Genomic DNA, 21,042 nt, shown 5'->3' on the forward strand with positions numbered 1-21,042 from the left:
CACCTCCTAAAATACACGATCAAATGCACTAGCGTGACTCAGCTCTTTCAAGTCAGATACTTCATAGCCATCTAATCCATACCAAATAGCAGAGAAAGTATGTGGATCAATATTAAATTCATCCAAGATGATATTTCCGTTTTTATCTTTTTTGTATGTTAAATTCTTCAGTTCTCGCTTCATATTCGGGCAAGCAGTGGAGCAGAATATTTTCTTGAATCGCTTTACCTTCTTGGTATTTGCTAATCGTGATCCTTGGAATTTCTTAGCTCCGCTCATTTCAAAGCCTTTTTGCCTGAAGTAAGCGATGGTTTTCGGTTCTGCACTATCCGCTTTAATGTGTTCACCTGATTCCTTAAACTCAATTAAATCTTTTGCAGTTTGCGGATCCGTTTGCTTATTCTTGTAGTACTCCCAATACAAGTACAGGTACTTTTTCTCATGGTCAATGGCCATACGCACCACTGCGTTATATGATGTTTCAAAACCGAAGTCCATTCCAACGCGGAACATCAATTTGCGATGGTTCTTTATGATTTCATCCATCTTTTCAGCTTCCATCATTTCGAACTGCGGTAATACTTTGACCCCATTCACACCGAATTTACCGTATCTTGCAACACGATGCAGGTCTGAATCATACTCTTTCGTTTCATCTAATTCATCAATGTACGATTGAGATAAGAATAAATTATCATCCGCTGTACTGTGATGGTAATACGTATCTTTCACAACAACCGTATGCTTCTCGTAAAGTTCCTCATCATCTAACACAATCCGCTCATTCACTTCATCTTTAAAGAAATGCAAATAAACCCAATTATCGATGCTGACAGGGTTGGTCGAGAGAATCATGTGTAGTTTTAATGATGGATGACGCATACGTTTCTTTACTTCTTTAAATCCTTCGTACTTGATTTCTGATGCTTCTTCTAGCCACACCATTGATACATTATGAACAGACTTTAATTTCGCAGGTTTGTCCATACCACGGAAAATGATTGTACTTCCGTTCGGAAATTTGATTTTCATTGGCGATTCAGTGACTCTGATTGTATCTGAAAGCCCTAAATCTTCAATGATATCAACAAAAAGCGCGAAGCAACTCTCTTTAATTGTCTCGTATACTTCACGTATTACAAGACATTTGCGCTTCTCTTCCAACAGCTTTAAAACAATTTTCAGCGCAACGTGATAGCTTTTTGATGAACCGTAACCACCGACAAGAAAGTAATTTTTATGATTCCAATCAAACAGAAAGTCTTCAAAACGTGGATTCACTTCTTTTTCAACAATCATGATCGCTCACTCTTTCTGGTGATTTTAATCTCGATTGGCTCATTCTTTCCTTTACCAGTTAGCGCTTCAGTTTCAGCATTAGCTTTCTTTATCTGAGCATCATACATTTCTTTTTGCATCTTATGACGCTCTTCTTCAATTTTTCGTTTGAAGTTATCAGGCACTAAATCGAAGTACATTGCTAATTTATCAAGTGCTCTCATCTTGTCAGCAAGCTTGATGGACACACCTTCTTTTCCCTTTTTCACTTCTGCAATAATAGAACCATCAACCATATCCGATTCATTAAAATCAACGTAATTAATGGTTCTCATGACTGGTTTTCCGTCTTCATCTTTTACAGGTCCAAACGGGCCCATAACTTCTACTTCTCTTTGGCCAAAGGTTACGTAATTCGTAATATCAGCAAAAGCAATCTTAATGTATTCATTCAATACATCCATCGCTTCAACAAAAACATTCTCAACCATTTCACCTTTAATCTCCCGAATGTAGGATGCCACACGTTCTCTTCGCAACAACCGACTACTCGTTACATGAGCACTGTTCTTTGCGTAACCAGCTCTCAGTGCAGCTTGCGTACCGTTGAAATATTTTACGTAATACAAACAAAAGAGCCGTTCTTGTTCCGTCAGCTCTTCATCATCTAGCATTTTTTTTAACTTGGCTTTTGTCTTGGGATTTTTAACATTAGTAACGCTCCTTTTCGCAATAGTAACGTTACCTTTTAATTGTTCGTCCCATTTGTCTTGTGATTTCCACTTTCTGATTTGAGATGGCTTTAAGTTTAATTCTCTCGCGATCTCAACAAGTGGCTTCTCACCATTACTTGCTTTGTATATTTCGAATGCTTTATCACGGTCTGGACTACGCTGTCTCGCCATCTACATTTCACCTACCTCCTTCAAAAATGAAATAACTTTTTTGACAACATAATAATCTAATCACTTTATATAAGGATAACTTTCTATTATAATTATAGAGTAGGGGGGTGAGTTAAAATCATGTATGAAAAAAAGAATTTAAATGAGTCTTATAATAAGCCTTCGCTTACAGATTCGAAAAAATATATTAAACATTCTTTGGATAAACCATCTTTAATCCAAAAACCACCATCCAAAGGACCAACACCAAAAAAGAAGTAGAAATTTCTACTTCTTTTTTTCTTAATATTAAATTAAAAATTTATGGATTCGATGTAGCCTGTTGCGATTGTTGATATGAATTGTATGCTTGAATACATTCGTCATTATTATAAATCTCTATTTTAATTCCGGTTTTTACATCTACAAATATTTTTTCAAGCGCAATGTCATATCCCTCAAATACTTCAGTCCAAATTTCAGTATTCTTTAGTACAATATTTTTTTCTAATTCGTATGTTCTAGAAACATTTTGAATCTCACCAATTAAAAACTCTGTAGAGTTATCTATTTTCATAACTTTTACAACTTGTGGTTTATTATGCGAAAAAGTAACATCCCATACACTAGACTCCCTAGACATTGGGGCTTTTTTATTCCTAGCTCTTATTTCGTTTATTCTAGCTAGCATCTTGTCATAAATTTTTCCTGATACTATTTTTGCTAACAAATAACTTACTACTGTACTAGCAATTACATAATACAATAAAAAATAAAAGTTACTCGACAACTCATTTAATGACTTCATGTTGTATATACTAAATAGATTTAGCTTCTCATATAAATTGGTTTTAACTAAATAAATACCAACATTATAAATTGAAAGTACAACCATATTTACTGGTATCCACAAAATTGCACTTATTGCCAACATTTCAGTCCCCTGGTATCTAACTGTAGGAGTTATACCAAATAATTGAATCCAGAAATATGCTATTAATCCTGGAAAAGTAAAAATTAAAAGCGATAAAAAACTATCCATAATTGCATCCTCCTTAATCATGAAATCATTATATCATAATAAATTAGGAGGTGAGTTAACCATTTGTATATCTTATTGAACCTAACATATTACTAAACTTAATAAGCAACACAAAAGCCACGACACTCACGTTCAAATTTGTTTTGTGCAAAAGAAAAAGCACCTCTATGAGCGCTTTTTTCTTACCCTCTATTCGAATGTTTTCCTAATAATTCTATAAGTCTCTATCAAAGCACTAACAATTAGAAGCATTCCCAATAAAAAATAAAATACAAAAACTAATAAGTAAATTTCAGAAGTTATCGGTAAATACTTAAATATTGAGCCAGCGAGCATAAATATTATCATCAAAAACATTAACGCTAAGTAATTTAAATAAACATCTTTGTTCTCATGTCTTTTTTGACTACTTTGATATGAAATACATGCCACTGTTACCGCTATTAAAGCAATAATTACTGTTGTTCCTTGTTGAAAGATTGAAGTAAGTAATTCCCTTAATTTTTCTATATCTTTATATACATTGGACATTACAGCGATTATTGTCATCGCTGCAAGAATAGCAGTACTTTGCATAAAAAATTTATTTCTTCTGTAAATACCTCTGTTCATAAAAAACAACTCCTAATAAATTATATTATAAAAACATCATAATATAAAAATGTTAAATTTTACTGTTTTTTTGGTTATTTTACGAAAATTTTTTTGTATCACCAATCAACCCAGAAAATTTACTGGGCTCAATAAGAAACACAAAAGCCACGACACAAACGCACCGCGGCTGAATATATAAATGTAATTGGTCTTTTCGTCCTTTTTGCGGATTCTTACCGCCCTCGCCCGTTCTTCGGTAACGTTTTGATAAAGAGGTTACGCTATCCCCATAGTATTCTTTTTTCAAAGAACTGTATAGGTATAGCGTAATATTTATTCTGTTTTGAAAAATCCCTATAAATGTCCTTTTTTTATCCCTCATTTTGTCTGGCTTTTTGTCAATAAAAATAAACCCTGTTTACGTTTAATAACAGGGCCTTAACATTACTTCTCTTTATACACGGAAACTTTCAACATCAATTTTATATGAAATAGCACTGGATAACTTATCTCCCATACACTCTGTAAATGAACCAGTGAATGCAGTTAATGCAGCCGGTATCGCTGCGGCTAAACCTGCTGGAGTAAATATTCCAACCCCAGCAGAAATAACTGCTGCTCTAAGGCCTTTATTGAAACAGTCTCTAATCGCTTCTTCAAGTGCTCCATCTACATCTGCAGGATAGCAAACTTCTGCAAAAAGTCGATGCCTTCTCATTAATACTCTGCAACCTCGTCGGATACTACAACTTAGCCCATCTGGTAAATCAAATGAGGTTATTGTCTGTTTTTCACATTTGTTACTCGCTTCTTCAGTATGCATCTCACCAATCTCTGTTGCAATTTTCTCTCCCTCTTTCTCTGCTACCATTTGCTTCTCTTCTTCGTTAGCTAATTCAAGGGTGCTTAGATCGTACTCTTTTTCAATTTCATTTAAATTCTCATCTAAAGTAACTACTTTGATTTTCATATATTATCACCTCGATAATAACGTGCCCAAATTAATATGGAAAATACATTACATATTAAAAAAAACTTTGCTGTTGAGCAAAACTTTAAAATGAGATTGGTTACATGTATTGTATACCACTTTATATAATCCCCAAAGCCGTAGCTATCAAACGGATAGCTACTTTTTTATTCTCATAAAAATTATCACGTCTCATCATCAATTCGTTATAAACATAAGAATCTTTCACCTTCTCATTCCCTAAATATTTCAACTCAATAATCTGTCGCTGATCTTTATCAAGTGCATTCTGTAACGTCCGTTCAATTTGTTTAAAACGTATCTCATGATTCTTATCGTCACCTTTCATTTTAGGAAAAAGAACAACACACCCAGCTTGAGCCTGTTCTTCTTGATTCTTCATCCGGACGCACAATGCTTTGTAGTTTTTCAGCTCCTTCACCACAAGTCTTCGCATCTCCTTTTCATCGATGTCTTCAAAAAACGACAATTGATTCATACGATACGGTTCCCCTCCGTTCGATCTACTTACTTTACTTTTGATTATCAATAATATAAATATTGTATATTTATATATTAATTTTATAAGTTATTAGTGTTATAATTAACATATTCTAACAATAGGAGTTGATTTTATGAACAAGATTGATAGCTTTTTCGAATCATCATTAAGTACATGCAAGACATTGCAATTAAGTCTAATTCCAAATTTACCTGGTATTGATGAGACTGTAACTCATAAGTTAGTTTCTTATAACTTAAAGGAAACTGTTTCAGGTTATCTATTAGAATTAAACTTAGAAAACCTAGCAACAAAAGAACAATATACGTACACGTACAACGATATCCAAAAAATCGAAGAAAATGGCAGCTCTACACACCAGAATCAAAAATATTATATTTACTGTCTAAACAGACGACTATATAATGACGAACATAGTGATCAGCTTCTAGATGGCAGCAAACTAGATATTTCATATGAAGACAATTCTTACATTGACATGTATAGAATCATGACTTCGAAATAAACAAATTATCATTTAATCCCAAAAGACTTAGTATGCATTTTCACAATATATACTAGGTCTTTTTATATAGTCATTACCCTATTTACAAAATGAAATTTTTATTTTGTTTTACGTTTCACTTCTTCTATCAACCAAGATACGAGATTAAAATCATTAGCTTCAACCTTTAAAGATGTTCCGTTCAAAAAGCATTCTTTCATCTCCTCAAGTAATTCTTCAGTGGCTTCAATACGTTCCATTTCGAATCTCCTTTCTACTCAAGCATTCAATTGACATATCTTAACAAAAACAGTAGTATATTTACGTAAATCAAATTGGTTTTAACTGCCGTTTGTTCAAGTCAATCACCCCTGTCCCGTTTACAATCGTGGCTGATGAGCAAAGGATGGTTTGCTGGTGTCTTGTATGCTGGTCAAGTCTCCTACTCCATTTCTGCATTATTTGCTTACTTAGTGAGCAACAAATTATTATCGGAGGGAATGCTTATGAATATTAATTCAGCTGTAATCCTAGGTGCCTTGGCACTTCCTTGGGGGTCCAAGTCGGTTGGGGTAGTAAAATAGCAAGTGCGTCAAGGCTTAAAGCTAGGAGTGCATCACCAAATATATTGCTATGACAGTATGTTTAATGATGCATTCCTTTGCCTAGGTTATTTCTCCAAATAGCATTTTTATTGAGCTTTCTTTTCATCCTTTTTTATCTCTCTCAGTTGCTCCATTTCCTTCTTTACTGATTCATCAATAATTCTTCTTTGCATATCAGCTTTTTTACTTTCCTCAGATTTAAATCCAAAATAGAGTAATCCACAAGTAACAAACGAACCTGATACGAATCCTATAATGATTCCTAACCAGAACATCACGTAACGCCCCCTATACACGAATTCGAAGATTTATAAAAAACTTAAAATATATGAATGTAACGTAAAAACAATGTTAAGCTTGCTGTGATTCAACCTATACACCCGATAATCATTATATAATGAACTTGCAAATACCCAGTTTGCAAAATACGTCCTTTCCATGCGACTTATGCTTGAGTGCTAGGAGAAATCCTAGCCTTTTTTATTTCTCTCATATCAGTTGGCCCTTGCCATTTCCCTTCACTTTCCCATTTCTTCTTGAGCTTTCCAACATAAGTAAAGCTACGATCATACATAATGCTGATTTCCTTATCCGGAATTCCCTGCTGATTCAAACCTCTAACGATTTCAGATGTTAATCCAACTGGAACCCTCTTTCTTGGCCCACCGTTCTTTTTAGGTTGTGTATCAAAATACCTACCCAACTGGCGTAATTCATCACCAGTGGGGCATGCTTTACACTCATTAACACTAAAGCTTTCATTAGATGATCGATTATAATAACAACGTCTGCATTTCTGCTCGATAATATCGCCAATTTGGTATGTGATCTCTTTTCGTTCTTCTTTTGTCAGTTTCATACCGTTCACCTATAAAACTACTTTGAGCGCCATACCAAGCGCTTGCGTTTTACCTTGCAGCTCAATACGATGCTTTCTTTCCATCTCTGCTGTTTCATTTGCAGCACCAACTTGAATATGCATTTTTCGAAGATCATGCTCTAATTCATGATTCTTTTCCGTAATTGCATTAAATTCATTAAGTAATGTGTTGTAATCCTCATCACGAGATTGAAGCTGATCTTGCATGAGTTTGAGTGCATCTTCCGCTTCCAGTCGAGCTTTTGTTTCTGCGATGAAATCTTGTGCTAGTTTTTCTTTTAATCCTTTCAATCCTTCGTACATTTCTGTCACTTCACTTATTTCTTTTTGAAGTGCATCTTTTCCATCTAGAATTGTATTTAATTGCTCTTTCCAGGAAGTATCTAACACTTCTGCTTTCTCGATATGATTAGATACTACAGAATTTAATTTTGGCGGTTCAGATTCCGTTTTCTTGACGTTTTGAGGTTGTGTCGATGGTTTTGTGTTATGAGGTTTCTTTGATACGCCTACACGCTTATTAGGCGTTCCGTTTGCTTCACGTCTTTTAGAAACGTGATAATACAAATTACCTTCTGTTACTCCAAACTCTGCTCCGATTTTCCCCCAAGTCCATTTCTTTTCATCAGAAGCACGTAATTTTTCAGCAGTCGCACATATTTGATCCCAATTTCTTTGTTCAGCCATTTGTTCCGTTCTCCCCTCGAGTAGGCTTTCACCTAAGTTTTTTAGATTTTTACCAACTTCACAATTCTCAGCGCACCATGAAGTTTTATGATTTTTGCAGGCATTACTGTATGTCGGAACCTTCGTACACCCCTTGCACTGATCATCCTGTATATTTAAAATCCTGAGTCGGATTTGACGTTTCTCCGCTTTACTCAATCCATCACCCCATATGAGATTGAAAGGCAGGTAGTACAACGAAACTGTCATACTACCAACCTGTATTTATTAATCTTCTAATGTTTCATCAAACGGCTTATCCTCATCAGTGACTTCGATTTCTTCAGAAGATTGCGTTTCTTTTTCTTGTACCTGTTCTTCCTCTGTTGTTACCGCTTCTTCTGTCTCTGTTTCTTCCTTCGGTTTCTCTTCTGCCTTTGGCTGCTCTGATACATCAGGCTGCTTCTCTTTCCATTCGTGCCATTTAATCGCCATCGGTGCAATACGCGCACGATAATCATCAATCATTTCAATCAGCTTCACATTTGAAATTTTCAGCTCATTTGCTAACTTCAGATAAGACTCTCCCTCAAGTTTTCGTTTTACGATGTAAGCAAAATCATGTGGTAAATCATCTAAACCTGGAGCAAGACCACTAATGATAAATGCATCAATGGTTTCACGATCCGCTTGTTCTCTTTCTTCACGTGTAGGAATTTTCTCTTCTGGAATATCGAAATCAGCTTCTAATTGTTCAAACGATGCCTTTACTTCTTTCACAACACCTTTATCATCAACTTCATACTGTGTTAATGGTTCGTTCGTTTTCGCGTTTACAGTAACATTGAAATTAACTTGCATGGATTCCAGTGAGATAAATACCTTTGTATCAATCATTTCTGAAAGTACATCCAATTTACCGCGTAATGATGAATCCGTTACTTCCAAGACGATTTCTTTCTTACCATCCGGCTTAAGATTCACTTTCTTTAACGTTGGTTTAAATTCGATATATGACATATGATCCGCTCCCTTTATTTTGCTTGTTTTAGTTTTTTCTCTTCACGTTTTAATTTGTTGTACTCATCAAGTGTTATAAAGCCACCGTATTTAATAACATGCTTTAAAAGAATGAGCTGTAGATGTGGGTACTTGTATTCAAACATCTTCTTTTTCACCGCGAATGTTTGGGTAACCATACCCTTTATGTCTACGACTTCCACATCACCTTTCGGCAAATAGACCATGAAGTCTGCACTATATGTAATTGCTTGATATTTTTTGCCGTTCTTTATAAATGCTGGCTGCAAAGTGAATCTTGGCTGTAATTCAAAGCTGGTAATTTCACCTGTAGCTTGCCGTATTTTTAATCCAGAGTAATAATGGGCTTCTGCTTTACTATCGAATACATGGCCGTCTAGCTCAATTTTTTTATTGTTATATTTACTCATAACTTTTCTCTTTCGCTTCACTAATTAACTGAGTGATTTCATATACAGCATTTTGTGCACATTCCATATTTCTTCCCTCCTTGAATATTTTCAAGCCGCTTAATCCACGGCTGGTACTTCCTTCTCTTTACAGTAAGAGGCAGATTGGTTCATAACTTTTCTAATTCTTACTGTATATTTTTAAAAATATCGAAAATAATACCAACAAGCTGTTTGAACTAGCAGCTTCACTCTTCTCGTAATGGGAATGCAATATATCACAATTAGCTAACTCATTCGGCTAACTGGCAGACAACCGCAAATGTTGTCTGCTTTTTGTATGGAATTTTTCATTTTACATATACTACTTTTGAGCCTGTTACCAATGCAAGCCATTTGGTGTTTTGAATTCCGACTAAGCGTTTTTGTTGCATAGATTATTACATCTTTGACAACACTGTTTTAAAGCGCGTTTTCTGGTTATTCGTAGTTCTAATCCAGAATAATTTTTCTCCTATAAAGGACGACAGGTACGACTGTTCGTCCTTTTTTATTTACATCGCATATTCCCCCTTCTGATAATCTCGAACTACATTCCCCTCATCATCGTAGTAAGCAATTTCCCAAAAAGGATGACAGTTGTATTTCTCAATTTCTCCATCGAACAAAACGAATAAATGAGTTTTCCAGTTCCCGACGATCGTACCCCACATGCCAGCTATGTTTACTCGCATACCCATGTAAGCGAAATGGAGGTTGCGGTAATTCTGCATTTTCTTAAATACTTTTTCTGCGCTGTACATGCGCTTGATGTCAAAAACACCTTCGTTCTCGCACTTTACAAACTTCATGAATTCTGCCATCGACATCGTTAAAAACTTTGTTCTGAATTGCTGCCAATACAGATAACTTGCTTTGCTTTCGGTTTCTGCAACAATAATTTTTTCGTTTGGCCAATGTTCGAAAATGGTTGTGAGTTTGAATTTGTATAGAACCGCCATCCTTCCACCTCCCTCTTAATTCGCAATCAGCTTGCGGAACAGTTCTTCATTTCTTGTGTCCAGTGCATGGTCGATGAGTTGTGCTTTAGCTAGTTTTTCTAAATCATTAACTACCTGTGCTAATTCCAATCTTTCAGTAAAAGGTAGATTTGTTTCATCAGATGCTTCATCTTCTAATACCTCAATGAATAACGGATATCTGAATTTATCAGCGAAGTTTAATTCAATAAAAATTGCTTCTTTTAGATTAAAACGGATCTGATCAAAAGCTTTGTCTGGATCTTCAGAAACTAAATTGTTTTTATAAAATTTAAATGGTACTGTTTTTGTGCACTGTGTAGACATAAACAATGAAATTGGTTTATCGAATTTAACTCGTTCTACAAAATGAACCCTTTTTAATGCCCCTTCATTTTTCAGTAAATATTCCAGAATCCAAAGGCACTCTCTCCATTTCATTTTGTAATGCTCTTTAAACCATTCAATAAACTCACGCTTCTTCTCAACCGACACGATGCTCATGCAGTAACCCCCTTTTCCATCCTTCAAATTTTTGTATCCAAGTATCCCAATGTTCTTGGTATGAAGCTTCTTGTTGCTTTGCTACCTCACAAGTACAACCTTCAATTGTTATCATCCCAGGATAAATTTCTTTATGAACTACACCAGTATTACTGCATGTCATGCACATTTTCTTCACTCCTTCTCACGATAATCTTCGCCTTCTACAGCGATTAGGTAATGTTTACTCATTCCAAACAATCGACTCTTGGCTGCATAACCAATCTTTTCAGGTAATGTTTCGTCATCTTCATTCGAGCTGTATAAAATCGGCAAATTATGACGATACCGATAATCAATGATTTGATAGTAGAGGTTCTCTTTAGCTTCCGACCATTTCGATTTTCCTAAGTCATCCCAGATGAGAACCTCTACTTTTTTTGCGTGGTTTAACAATCGATTAAATTCCTTTTTGTCATCGTTCATCATCTTCGCTGCAATCAGATCATCCATGAAAGTTCCGTCTGATATAAGTAGTACGCTATACCCACGCTTCATGAGATATTTTGCTGCAGCTACTTGAAGATGTGTTTTACCAAGTCCGAAACTATTATGTTCTCTCTTCGCTTGTGCTCGTTTTGCAGGTTCAAGTTGCTTAATTCGTAGCTCACCAAATGTTGCAATGAATCCCAAGCTATTTTGTTTTGATTCCTTGATCTCTTTAAAATTCTGCAGGTATTTACTCATCGTGCTATATAGAAGCTTTTGTTCCTCTGTTTCTCGCTTGTATGAATCAAACCGAGCATCTGTAAATTCTTCTGGAATCATCGCGTTTTTTAATCTGCGTTCCATTACTCGTTGCGCTTTGCACTTACAATCTTTTTGCATAGACACTCTCATACCGAATTCATTCACTTCTTCGTAAAAAACTACTTCTGAATCTTGACTTTTTAAACATCTATACTCGTTTAATGAAGCTTGGCATGTTGCGCTCTCGGCTTGCATTTTCTTCCTCATAGCTTCTGCTCGTACCATAACCTCTGCCAATGCGTGCCCCACGTGTTGCATTTCCAACACCACCTCTTTGGTTTTTATAATCCTCATCAAGCTTGATTACATCTGCCAATGTTTTCACGTTGCTTTTTTGCCAGTTGAATAAAATACCGCTAATGTATTTCCACCGTTTGGCGTTCTGATCCACTGCTCTATCGACAGCTTCCATAATGATTTGGCTTCCTAATACATCACTGAATTCTCCAAGGTCCTGCATAGCCGTTTCACTTAATGGAATGTTGTTTTGTAAAAGGTAGTTATAACTTTTTTGAAATTCTTCATCTATCAGTGGATGCTTATCTACATCATCATTAGTTAGATTAGTACTTGGTGTTTCAGTACTTAGTAAATCATTAGTATTTAGTAGTTCGCCTTTTTCCACTGGGTGGTTTTCCATACGTGTGGTTTTCCAGTCAGTGGCTTTACCACTAGGTGGTTTTTCCATAGGGTGGTTTTCTTTATCTATGGTTGGCACTTCATAAACAGCAGTTTCCCAATGTGAGATTTTCCCTGTTTCTTGATTTTGAACTGGGTAACGTTTTAAATAACCTGCTGCTTTTAATTCTTTAAGAGTACTTGTAGTTATTTTTTCACTATCTTTGGCATGTTGACTTAGCTCTGTTGCATGAAAAGTCCAATCATCCGGCAACGATAACATGTATGCTAATAACCCCTTTGCCCGCCAACTTAGATTTTCATCACGTAAAGGCGTGTTGTGTATCACCGAGTAATTTGTGTCCTTCTTAACTCGAAAGATGCCCATCTTATGACCCCCTTGTGCAAATCGCGATGTAAGACCCATTTTCCTTAATGACTTTCTCTATCCGATAACCCGGATAACCAGTTTGTATATAACGTGCAATCGACTGTTTTAATTCTTCTTTTGATTGTGCCCCCTCCCACAACTTGTGAGAGAGAAGCACTTTTGATTTGTTACTCACCTTCAATCACGAATTCTGCCTGTCCATTCCCTTCAGCTGATTGATCCACTTCGATTGGATCAGCTTCAATGAATTCTGGTTCTTCCGTGATGTCTTTACGAACCACTTCGTCATGCTGCGCTTGCGACTGTACTTCAATGCTGATTGGTAAGTATTTAAACATGTAACGAACCACTGTTTTCTTGGCCATTTCCTCATAATCTGTTTTCCACGGGCTATAGTTGGAATTTGCTGAAGCTGAACGCCCTCTTCGTTTTTCAATTTCACTCTTTGGCATAAACTCCATTTGATGCCCACCATCCTTGAAATGAGCTACTGCATACGCTCCAATAAACTCGCCACGATCACCAAATGATGGTTTATGCTTCAGTTGAGGGTGTAAACCTAACTCGTATTCAAACTCATCATTTTCGTACACTGCATGTGCATAAATGCTTTGGATATGTCCAGAACGTCTTGCTAAATCAATCATCCCTTTATATCCGATAATGAAAGTCGCTTCACTCTTATACGGTAAGATGTAGCAATGTCCTAGTAACCCAGGTTCAAGCCCTAATTGTACGGCTTGCATAACCGCTCCCATCAGTGACGGTACTTTGCATTCAAGTAACTTTGGATTTGTACGGATTGTTGTTAATGCAATTCGACTCATACGATCCATGCTCATATGCTTTGGTAATACTTCCGCAAAACGTGGAGCCATCTTCTTCATGTACGCTTCTACTGTTTGTTCAGGTGTTACTGGCGCGCTTGCTTTACGATTTGCTAATTGATTTTTTACATCTTTGTTAGTTGCCATTTTTTATTTCCTCCCTTATTTAACCGTGAATTTTCTTGATTTAGATTCTTTAACATACTGCTCATACAAATCAGGATGATCTGCTTTAAATCGCTTGCCATCAAACCGATTAGTTGTATATGACTTCCAATAAATTTTGTAGTTCTCAGTTCCGCCAGCTTCGTTTTTGCCAAGCTTGGCTTTCAATTTGTTTTCATACTCTGCTTTTTGCTCTTGCAGGACTTTAATTTCCTTATCAACTTGATCACGCGCCTCAATGAGAAGTTCCTCTTGCTTGCTTAGACTTACAAAGCTATCCGTAATGGATTCTGGATATAAATGTTTAAGTAATTCTGTTGATGCATCCGAACCATCAAACATCGGTGGCTCATTCTTCTCAACATTGTTGAGCCAAAAGTCTTTTTCAATATCGATAAGGTACTGAATCAATTCCTCATCACGTTCGATTTTTTTATGAACAAATTTATTACCACCGATGAGTACTGCAATCCACCATGCTTCATAACCAGTTACAGCCATGTAATGTTGGCACTGGAGAAGATAAGCTGCTGGAACTTCCTCACCTTCCCATTCTTTTTTTAAATATTCCGACGCCGATTTGCACTCAAGGCCAATCTTTTCCCCTACAATTAATCGATCCACATTCGCTAACATCCAAGGATACTCAGAATGCTGAAGGATTGCATTTCTGCGTTGTACTTTTAAATCCGTACGCTTGGAGAATTCTTTTGCCACCACCTCTTCCAAAACGTTTCCGAAATATGCCGATTCACTTTGTATATCTTCTTTTTCAATCGCTTGTGTTTTTTCAAAAAATACTTGAACCACTGATTTCCATTTATTTAAACCTGCGATAGCAGAAACATCTGAACCACCAATACCTTGTGTACGTGCTTGTAGCCACTGAGCGCGGTCCATGTTAAGTGTATTAACCAATACTTTTGCTTGCATGTTCTATTCACTCGCTTCCTGTGATATACTAGCTCTGTCTTATTTTTCAAAGGGAACCCATTGCCGTGGGTTCTTTTTTATTCACCTGCAACAAACCTCGTTGCGTGCCGCTCTAAAAACTTTTTGGCACATTCTTCACAAATTAAACTTCTTTCGAATTCGTAATAGGTCATTCCAAAATACAATTCACCTTCACAATCGCTACAATAATGTTCGAAGTTTTTTTTGCATGAATCTTGTTGATTTCCTAATACAATTGGATTTTCTAACATTCAACTCACCTCCTCTGAAAGAGTAATGTAATGAGCTCTTTCCACCACGTCCGCGTTTACTCCCTGGCTTCTTAACCGCCTAATAATCCCTAAGATGTTTTTACGATCTCTTTCACGTTCATCATCATGTTTTTCTTTCGCTCGATACAGTGCTGCAAGTTCCCTTCTTGCTAATCGTGCTTCCTTAATCCAAGTACATAGTGCGATTGGATTATGTTGCATTAATGCTTCAATTTGCCTTTGATTACAATATTTTAAGAACTCATCTAACACCTGTTTCTTTTGCATGTCCTTTTGTAAAACTGGCGCTGTAATGCTCATATTCTTTTCACCTTCCTTAATTACTGATTTTCTTGCTTGAGCTGCTCGTTCTCGTTGATAAGCTTTGCAAATGTATCAAATAGCGCTACGCCACCTACGAATGACACGATAACCACCGCTGTGATTAAAAGGCTGAATGTACTTTCAACCAACGTACGGTTCCTCCTTTTGCGCTTCTAACCATGCTTCCAAATCTTTTTGTAAGAAGAGTAATTTGCGCCCTTCTCGGATAACCGGAAACTGCGGATGGTTTGCAAGTTCATACACTCTGCAAACTGCGATGTTGAGATAAGCAGCTGCTTCTTTCACTCGCAATACCTTGTTTGGTTGTGATTGTTGGTGTAAATCAGCTAATGCTAATCTGATTTCTTCACGAATCACTTCACGGATTGACTCTTTAATGATTTGATCTAATCCCATTTTTTTCGCTCCTTTATAACTGTGATTTACTTATGAAATTTTTATTTAAGGCAAAAATATCTCATAAAATATACCTATTAAGTTTGCTTCAAGCAAACCTTTGGGTAAAAAATAAAGTCGTCTTAAACTGACTCCTTTAAAATTTCTTCAGTGTTTACATTTAACAATTTTGCTATTTTAACCAACTTTGTAATGCTTGGCTGTCTGTTACCCAATTCCAAATTGCAGTAGATTGATTTGTTTCGATAACCAACATTTTCAGCAACATAACTCTGACTAAATCCAAGCTGTGTTCGTAAGGCTTTAACTTTTTCGGTATCAAGTACCATCATTTTTTATCACCTTCATCTTGTTTGTTAATTTGATTATATATTAAAGGTTTGCTTCAAGCAACCTTTTTATTCAAAAAATTTTAGTTGTCTTGTAGCAAACCTTTTTGTTACATTCTATATAGGGAATTCATTGACTGAACTCAATGAATTTTTAGGGGAGGATTTACTAATGAGCGAAAATATAATTGGTATTAGAATTAAAGAGATACGAGTAGAGCTTCTTAAAATGAGTCAACTTGAATTCGCAGAAGCTATAAATGCTAAAAAATCAATGATTTCTTTATATGAAAATGGTCACAGAAACCCATCTAGAGAGACCGTTGAAAAGATGTCTCGTATATCCGGAGTGTCAGCAGACTACATCATGGGGATTTCTGAATATAAAAATTTAAATTCAACAGATTCGAAATCAATAAAAGATGACCTCAAAGAAATAATGCAACAGATAAATGACCTGAATCCGAAGAAACGTGAAGAAATAATTAATATGATCAAAAATGAGTTATAAGAAAAAAGCGATAGATAGCTTAATTGCTAACCATCGCTTTTTTTATTTTATTCAGCTTTTCTAAAGCTTCTTTATCACCTTGATAAACCTTTTTTAATAATGATTCCATTCTCTTTTCAACAATAATCATTTCTGATTTTCCTTTTGTTAGATGCCCCATATAACCCTTCCCCCATCGCCCTTAATTATTCAAAAATGCCAAAATGAAGAAAATGAATAATCCCCTAAACGTACGAAATGCCATCGCATCTTTAGATGCAATGGCATTTTTAAATCATTTATTATCCTAAAGTGCCTGGGTCCATTCTCATCATTTGTACTTCTTTTACTTTTTCAGTGGCTTGATTATCTTTAATTGATACCGAACTAACAGATAACACTGATAATGTAAGCGTACATGCAATAACTAAACTAGCTACTATTTTTTTCATTCTCATTGTCCCTCACTTTAAGATATCAAAGATTTTTATATAGAATAAATTGCCGTCTTTTAAGAATCGATGATATGCTTTTCTGCGCAATACTTCATCCTTTGTTGCTATTGATAAATAAAAGTCTTGAATTGCAGTCCGATTATCAATTTGATGTAAAATTGCAGAAGCTTTACTATTCTTATTCTGACGAATATACTGTAACGCCCTTTCAGCGTTATGATGTACATATTCTGATTTTAAGGGAAAATTATGAATAATACAACAAAAAGAGATAGTATTTTCCACTAATTTTCTTTTAAGTAATGATTTGCTATTTTTTATTTTTTTCAATTCTACAAGTGAAAGCTCAAAATAATACAATGCCTTATCAGGGTCGCAGAAAATATAACTTTCCGCAAATATACTTAATGCTGTAGCTTTTAATAAACTTGGAACCCCTGCTTCTTCTAGCACTTTTTTTAATAACTCTCTAGCCATATCTACTTCATCCTGCATTAAATACGCATATGAGCATATTATGTTTAACTCTACCTCATTTAAGGTTCTTTCCAAACCTTTTGGCATATCATTTATTTTATCTTGTATCATCCCTTGTAACACTGTTAAAACATTGTATGCTCCTAAATCAAAATAACCATATATACTTAGGGTGTTCACAAGTATGCTCACCCCTGGTTTATTTAAATTGACTTTTGTGCGTAACTCTTCTATTTCTTTAAGAAATTCTCCTGACCTTAATAAACGAGTTTGTCTTTCTAAACAAACGCGAAAAATCTCTTTATAATTATTAGTAACTGATTGTTTATACTCTTTCCCAATAAGATCATGCAGTAATTCTGTATAACCTGATAAATATAAGTAATACATAGCAAGCCGTACATCAGCTTCTTTATCAGTACACTTTAAAAATTCCTGAACCACTTCCATTTTCTTCTCTTCAGAATCAAGTCCACCCAAGATTTTCATTAGTTTTGTGAAAGTCATAGGAACTTTTCCATTCAATGTTTTCCATAAATTTGACTGCGATAAATTTGTTATTTTTGATAATTTCGCTGAATTCAAATCATCACTTGAAACAATACCTCCAAAGCCAATTGCCTTATTCATACTAAAGCCTCCTTGAACGCGAGACACCTACCCGAATTTTCTCAATAGAAAAACTGTACCATAGGGGATTTCTTTTGGAATATTATGTTATACTTGGGCTGACTCATGACAAAAGTTTTCCCTATCCGTATTAGGGAACAGCGAAAGAGTGGCTGCACACTACTTTTGCTGCGCTATGGGTCTTTTTTGTTCTTATTTTTCATTAAAATCAGTTTATCACAAGATTTAGAACATTCATTCCATTAACAGTAAATTCATGTTGAGAAAGTTTTTTTTCGAAAAATCCATGTTCTTACTAAGAATATCTCACTATTATAAGAGCATTTATTCTAATTGTTTTTAAATAATAAAAGAGTGTTATGATTTGACTTTAGAAGAACCGATTTCCAATCGCAACGATTAAAAACAACATACTTTTACCAATTAAAAAAGAGAGCATTACGCTCTCTTTTTTATATTCCCGTTCCTGGGTCTCTCATGTACCCTCCACCTGGATTTGGATTATACATGCCCATTCCACCGCCAAGGACCTTTTGTATATCCTCCGCCCGGTCCTGGATCGAAAATACCTATTCCTGTACCAGTTTCCTGTGATTCTTTATAGTGTAATAACATAATTACCATCCTCCTGGATCAGTATTATTTTTTAAACCTCCACCACCTGGCTCGTTCATTCTATGTCCACCTGGTTCTATTTTTAATCCTGCGCCCCCATTACCTGGATCAAGTACTAATGGACTTCCACCTGCGCCGCCTGGTTCGTTGTGCCAACCTACACCAGGATCAGTAACCCTGTGACCACCAGGGTCCTTTGTGAATTCTCCCATATTCTCCCCTCCCTTTATCCGAATCTATTAATATTTTACTATTATTTAACATCGACTGACAATCATATCCTATAACTGAATTTGTTCATATATGGTAAAATGTATCCATCGCTGATATGTCCAACTATGTAATTTTCATAGCAGCAAAATTACAACTAGACTTATACAACTTGATTCAAAAATAACTGAAGGAGTGTTTTAAGTGAAAGGACATATTCGAAAAAGAGGTAATAAATATTGTATTGTAGTCGACATTGGACCTGATCCAGAGACAGGAAAAAGAAGACAGAAGTGGTTTTCTGGATATAAGACAAAAAAAGAAGCACAGGCTGATGTTGCGAAGAAGATTACAGAATTAAATGAAGGAACTTTTATAGAACCGTCTAAAGTTACGTTAAAGGAATATCTAAATCATTGGCTAGAAATTAAAAGTATGAGTATAGAAAGGAGTACCTTTGTCGGCTATAGGGCATTTATCAACCAACATGTTATACCTAGTATAGGAATGGTTGCACTCCATAAATTAAATGTTATGCACATTCAAAAATGCTATAAAACTGCGATAGATAAAGGTATTGCAAACAATTCTATTCTGCTTATGCATAGAATCTTAAAGAGCGCTTTAAATCTAGCTGTAAAACAAAATATTATTTCTCGAAATCCGGCCGCTTTTGCTGAGATACCAAAAAAAGAAAGAACCTCTATCCAGACTTGGACAGAGGAAGAAGTAAAAAAGTTTCTTTTGCATTCACAAGAATCACGATATCACATTGGATATCTACTTGCAATAACTACAGGTATGCGTATGGGAGAAGTTCTAGGCTTACGATGGCAGGACGTTGATTTTGAAAAACACACCGTTACAATAAACCAAACATCTGGCCATGACAATAAAATCAAAAAAACAGCAAAAACAAATTCATCAAAGCGTACCATTCCTGTACCTAAAGAAACTATAGAATCCTTAAAAAGACATAAGATTTTAATTAATAAAGAAAAATTAAGGTTTGGTTCTGCTTATCAAGATCAAGATTTAATTCATTGTAATGAGTTTGGAAGAATTATAAAAAAAGCACATTTCAGAAAGAGTTTCATTAGAGATACACACAAAGCGGGTATAAAAGAAATTAAATTCCATGATTTAAGACATACACACGCTACCATACTATTGAAACAAGGAGTTAACCCTAAAATTATCAGTGAGCGATTAGGTCATACAGACATTTCAATGACATTAAGTGTGTATTCGCATATTTTACCGAATATGCAAGAAGAGGCTGTTAAAAACTTCGGTAAAAGCATCTTTGGATAACTTATGTTTGCAAAATGTTTGCATTTTATAAAAACAAGTCAAACAAAAGCTGTTATATCAAGGTTTGTTTGACTCAACATCTTATATTCTTGATAAAACCTCCGAATTCCTATTGAAACATTTAATAACGGAATATTCTCGCCACCGCGCGTGATACATTCGAACCGATATACGTAGGCGAAATAATCTTGTGTTTTTTCATCTTTAATAGGCTCTGACATTGCCTCACAAATATTTTGTGATCTAAGCGGAGAAAAATATATATCTTCTTCGTTAATATTCTCTAATCGTACAGATTGTTCACAAAAAATATGTGAAATTAAAGCGGGCAACCACTTAGAATATACTTCATTATCATGTAGTACTGTTAAATTAGAAATTAAATCGTAATGCCATTCATATTTTGGCGATTCTATTAATTTATTAGGTTTCCAATCATGTATAACCTCATACCAACTTTGGAAAATATAATCGAGTTGTTCTTTTCTAATAGGTTCTTTGCATACAATCCATGGTGTATTTTCATTTAATACATATGGATTGTGCTGAATAAATAATATATCAGAAAACATATCATATAATCTTTCATTCAATCTTTTTAACTTACTTGTTAATAAAAATGTCTTATAATGTATTTCTACAATATCAAGCCATTCGATAGGAAAGTATATAAATGATACACTTTCATTTAAAAGCGGCTCTACAATATTCTCAAATGTTAATAACCGTAGTTTTTCCATGTAATGGATACTTCCTTTCTTCATTTGCCTTGATCATCTAAAAACTAGAAGAAACCGTTACGTTACATAATCTAATCAATTAAAACCCAGTTCTTTAAAATTTAATTATTATTAATTTATTCAAATAATACATTATAATTAAAAAATAATAATTGTTTATCTTCTAT

General features: G+C 35.1%; 33 protein-coding genes and 1 pseudogene. 3 read left to right on the forward strand and 31 right to left on the reverse strand.

Going from position 1 to position 21,042, the window contains the following annotated elements; genetic code table 11:
• Nucleotides 1-6: 6 nt before the first annotated feature.
• The 6 genes from DN393_RS13900 to DN393_RS13925 all read right to left on the reverse strand — a co-directional run bounded on the left by DN393_RS13900 (nt 7) and on the right by DN393_RS13925 (nt 5,267).
• Complete coding sequence (locus tag DN393_RS13900) at nt 7-1,296, reverse strand: PBSX family phage terminase large subunit (RefSeq protein ID WP_149173645.1); 1,290 nt, start codon at nt 1,294-1,296, stop codon at nt 7-9.
• The gene (locus tag DN393_RS13905; protein WP_149173611.1) at nt 1,296-2,183 is read right to left on the reverse strand and encodes a terminase small subunit; all 888 of its coding nucleotides are present in this window, start codon (nt 2,181-2,183) and stop codon (nt 1,296-1,298) included. Before DN393_RS13905 ends, DN393_RS13900 begins: the two co-directional genes overlap by 1 nt.
• A 301-nt stretch (nt 2,184-2,484) precedes the next feature.
• Entirely contained in the window at nt 2,485-3,204 is a 720-nt protein-coding gene (locus DN393_RS13910) for a hypothetical protein (protein WP_098102650.1), read from the reverse strand.
• A gap of 189 nt (nt 3,205-3,393) precedes the next feature.
• Nucleotides 3,394-3,816: a hypothetical protein gene (locus DN393_RS13915; protein WP_098102651.1), complete on the reverse strand. Its 423-nt coding sequence runs from the start codon at nt 3,814-3,816 to the stop codon at nt 3,394-3,396.
• Nucleotides 3,817-4,252: 436 nt separating this feature from the next.
• Complete coding sequence (locus DN393_RS13920) at nt 4,253-4,768, reverse strand: hypothetical protein (RefSeq protein ID WP_149173612.1); 516 nt, start codon at nt 4,766-4,768, stop codon at nt 4,253-4,255.
• A 121-nt stretch (nt 4,769-4,889) separates the two neighbouring features.
• A complete protein-coding gene (locus DN393_RS13925; RefSeq protein ID WP_142313625.1) occupies nt 4,890-5,267 on the reverse strand; it encodes an ArpU family phage packaging/lysis transcriptional regulator in 378 nt (125 codons plus the stop codon).
• Between the two features lie 136 nt (nt 5,268-5,403).
• Here DN393_RS13925 and DN393_RS13930 point away from each other — a divergent pair, with 136 nt between their 5' ends.
• On the forward strand, nt 5,404-5,796 hold the full coding sequence (locus DN393_RS13930; RefSeq protein WP_149173613.1) for a hypothetical protein: 393 nt from the start codon (nt 5,404-5,406) through the stop codon (nt 5,794-5,796).
• Nucleotides 5,797-5,894: 98 nt separating this feature from the next.
• Here the strand turns inward: DN393_RS13930 and DN393_RS31545 are convergent, their stop codons facing one another.
• From DN393_RS31545 to DN393_RS14010, 20 genes and pseudogenes are all read right to left on the reverse strand, one after another.
• Nucleotides 5,895-6,035 carry a hypothetical protein gene (locus DN393_RS31545; protein WP_179958514.1) on the reverse strand — a complete coding sequence of 47 codons (141 nt, stop codon included), beginning with the start codon at nt 6,033-6,035 and terminating at the stop codon, nt 5,895-5,897.
• A gap of 431 nt (nt 6,036-6,466) precedes the next feature.
• Nucleotides 6,467-6,655 carry a hypothetical protein gene (locus DN393_RS13935; RefSeq protein ID WP_149173614.1) on the reverse strand — a complete coding sequence of 63 codons (189 nt, stop codon included), beginning with the start codon at nt 6,653-6,655 and terminating at the stop codon, nt 6,467-6,469.
• Between the two features lie 170 nt (nt 6,656-6,825).
• On the reverse strand, nt 6,826-7,239 hold the full coding sequence (locus DN393_RS13940) for a hypothetical protein (protein ID WP_149173615.1): 414 nt from the start codon (nt 7,237-7,239) through the stop codon (nt 6,826-6,828).
• Nucleotides 7,240-7,248: 9 nt separating this feature from the next.
• Nucleotides 7,249-7,947: a hypothetical protein gene (locus DN393_RS13945; protein ID WP_255449774.1), complete on the reverse strand. Its 699-nt coding sequence runs from the start codon at nt 7,945-7,947 to the stop codon at nt 7,249-7,251.
• Nucleotides 7,948-7,980: 33 nt separating this feature from the next.
• Nucleotides 7,981-8,196: pseudogene (locus DN393_RS31960) on the reverse strand (hypothetical protein); the annotation flags it as partial.
• Between the two features lie 18 nt (nt 8,197-8,214).
• Nucleotides 8,215-8,946 (reverse strand): 2-methylcitrate dehydratase, encoded by a 732-nt coding sequence (locus tag DN393_RS13950; protein WP_149173617.1) that lies wholly within the window; start codon nt 8,944-8,946, stop codon nt 8,215-8,217.
• Between the two features lie 14 nt (nt 8,947-8,960).
• Complete coding sequence (locus DN393_RS13955; protein WP_149173618.1) at nt 8,961-9,377, reverse strand: DUF1064 domain-containing protein; 417 nt, start codon at nt 9,375-9,377, stop codon at nt 8,961-8,963.
• A gap of 533 nt (nt 9,378-9,910) precedes the next feature.
• Nucleotides 9,911-10,357 (reverse strand): MFS transporter, encoded by a 447-nt coding sequence (locus DN393_RS13960; RefSeq protein WP_255449760.1) that lies wholly within the window; start codon nt 10,355-10,357, stop codon nt 9,911-9,913.
• A 15-nt stretch (nt 10,358-10,372) separates the two neighbouring features.
• On the reverse strand, nt 10,373-10,879 hold the full coding sequence (locus DN393_RS13965) for a YpiB family protein (RefSeq protein ID WP_149173647.1): 507 nt from the start codon (nt 10,877-10,879) through the stop codon (nt 10,373-10,375).
• Nucleotides 10,860-11,048, reverse strand: coding sequence for a hypothetical protein (locus tag DN393_RS13970; RefSeq protein ID WP_149173619.1), 189 nt, complete (start codon nt 11,046-11,048; stop codon nt 10,860-10,862). Before DN393_RS13970 ends, DN393_RS13965 begins: the two co-directional genes overlap by 20 nt.
• Before the next feature lie 5 nt (nt 11,049-11,053).
• Nucleotides 11,054-11,863, reverse strand: a complete 810-nt coding sequence (locus DN393_RS13975; protein ID WP_255449762.1) for an ATP-binding protein — start codon at nt 11,861-11,863, stop codon at nt 11,054-11,056.
• Nucleotides 11,817-12,674 carry a DnaD domain-containing protein gene (locus DN393_RS13980; RefSeq protein WP_149173620.1) on the reverse strand — a complete coding sequence of 286 codons (858 nt, stop codon included), beginning with the start codon at nt 12,672-12,674 and terminating at the stop codon, nt 11,817-11,819. Before DN393_RS13980 ends, DN393_RS13975 begins: the two co-directional genes overlap by 47 nt.
• A gap of 1 nt (nt 12,675) precedes the next feature.
• Nucleotides 12,676-12,852, reverse strand: coding sequence for a hypothetical protein (locus tag DN393_RS31550; protein ID WP_179958506.1), 177 nt, complete (start codon nt 12,850-12,852; stop codon nt 12,676-12,678).
• Nucleotides 12,845-13,651, reverse strand: a complete 807-nt coding sequence (recT, locus tag DN393_RS13985) for a recombination protein RecT (protein WP_073535957.1) — start codon at nt 13,649-13,651, stop codon at nt 12,845-12,847. The genes DN393_RS31550 and recT overlap by 8 nt, the downstream gene beginning before the upstream one ends.
• 15 nt (nt 13,652-13,666) lie before the next feature.
• On the reverse strand, nt 13,667-14,602 hold the full coding sequence (locus tag DN393_RS13990) for a YqaJ viral recombinase family nuclease (RefSeq protein ID WP_149173621.1): 936 nt from the start codon (nt 14,600-14,602) through the stop codon (nt 13,667-13,669).
• Nucleotides 14,603-14,679: 77 nt separating this feature from the next.
• Entirely contained in the window at nt 14,680-14,874 is a 195-nt protein-coding gene (locus DN393_RS13995) for a hypothetical protein (protein ID WP_149173622.1), read from the reverse strand.
• Entirely contained in the window at nt 14,875-15,195 is a 321-nt protein-coding gene (locus DN393_RS14000) for a hypothetical protein (protein WP_149173623.1), read from the reverse strand.
• Between the two features lie 20 nt (nt 15,196-15,215).
• Nucleotides 15,216-15,347 (reverse strand): hypothetical protein, encoded by a 132-nt coding sequence (locus DN393_RS31965; RefSeq protein WP_255449763.1) that lies wholly within the window; start codon nt 15,345-15,347, stop codon nt 15,216-15,218.
• Nucleotides 15,340-15,615: a helix-turn-helix domain-containing protein gene (locus tag DN393_RS14005; protein ID WP_088060326.1), complete on the reverse strand. Its 276-nt coding sequence runs from the start codon at nt 15,613-15,615 to the stop codon at nt 15,340-15,342. Before DN393_RS14005 ends, DN393_RS31965 begins: the two co-directional genes overlap by 8 nt.
• A 122-nt stretch (nt 15,616-15,737) precedes the next feature.
• Entirely contained in the window at nt 15,738-15,947 is a 210-nt protein-coding gene (locus DN393_RS14010; protein WP_088046585.1) for a helix-turn-helix domain-containing protein, read from the reverse strand.
• A 169-nt stretch (nt 15,948-16,116) separates the two neighbouring features.
• On the opposite strand from DN393_RS14010, the gene DN393_RS14015 reads away from it, so the two are divergent.
• The gene (locus DN393_RS14015) at nt 16,117-16,455 is read left to right on the forward strand and encodes a helix-turn-helix domain-containing protein (protein WP_088060324.1); all 339 of its coding nucleotides are present in this window, start codon (nt 16,117-16,119) and stop codon (nt 16,453-16,455) included.
• Nucleotides 16,456-16,474: 19 nt separating this feature from the next.
• On the opposite strand, the gene DN393_RS31555 is transcribed toward DN393_RS14015, so the two are convergent.
• From DN393_RS31555 to DN393_RS14025, 4 genes are all read right to left on the reverse strand, one after another.
• Nucleotides 16,475-16,615, reverse strand: a complete 141-nt coding sequence (locus tag DN393_RS31555; RefSeq protein WP_176373009.1) for a hypothetical protein — start codon at nt 16,613-16,615, stop codon at nt 16,475-16,477.
• A 121-nt stretch (nt 16,616-16,736) separates the two neighbouring features.
• A complete protein-coding gene (locus DN393_RS31560; RefSeq protein WP_088046583.1) occupies nt 16,737-16,886 on the reverse strand; it encodes a hypothetical protein in 150 nt (49 codons plus the stop codon).
• Nucleotides 16,887-16,898: 12 nt separating this feature from the next.
• Nucleotides 16,899-17,996, reverse strand: a complete 1,098-nt coding sequence (locus DN393_RS14020) for an AimR family lysis-lysogeny pheromone receptor (protein WP_149173624.1) — start codon at nt 17,994-17,996, stop codon at nt 16,899-16,901.
• Between the two features lie 617 nt (nt 17,997-18,613).
• Nucleotides 18,614-18,823 (reverse strand): hypothetical protein, encoded by a 210-nt coding sequence (locus DN393_RS14025; RefSeq protein WP_149173625.1) that lies wholly within the window; start codon nt 18,821-18,823, stop codon nt 18,614-18,616.
• Nucleotides 18,824-19,025: 202 nt separating this feature from the next.
• Between DN393_RS14025 and DN393_RS14030 the strand changes: the two genes are divergently transcribed.
• The gene (locus tag DN393_RS14030; RefSeq protein ID WP_149173626.1) at nt 19,026-20,135 is read left to right on the forward strand and encodes a site-specific integrase; all 1,110 of its coding nucleotides are present in this window, start codon (nt 19,026-19,028) and stop codon (nt 20,133-20,135) included.
• A 38-nt stretch (nt 20,136-20,173) separates the two neighbouring features.
• Here the strand turns inward: DN393_RS14030 and DN393_RS14035 are convergent, their stop codons facing one another.
• Nucleotides 20,174-20,875: a pPIWI_RE module domain-containing protein gene (locus tag DN393_RS14035; protein WP_142289282.1), complete on the reverse strand. Its 702-nt coding sequence runs from the start codon at nt 20,873-20,875 to the stop codon at nt 20,174-20,176.
• Nucleotides 20,876-21,042 lie beyond the last annotated feature (167 nt).

Source organism: Bacillus sp. BPN334, assembly GCF_008368885.1.
Classification (GTDB): domain Bacteria; phylum Bacillota; class Bacilli; order Bacillales; family Bacillaceae_G; genus Bacillus_A; species Bacillus_A wiedmannii.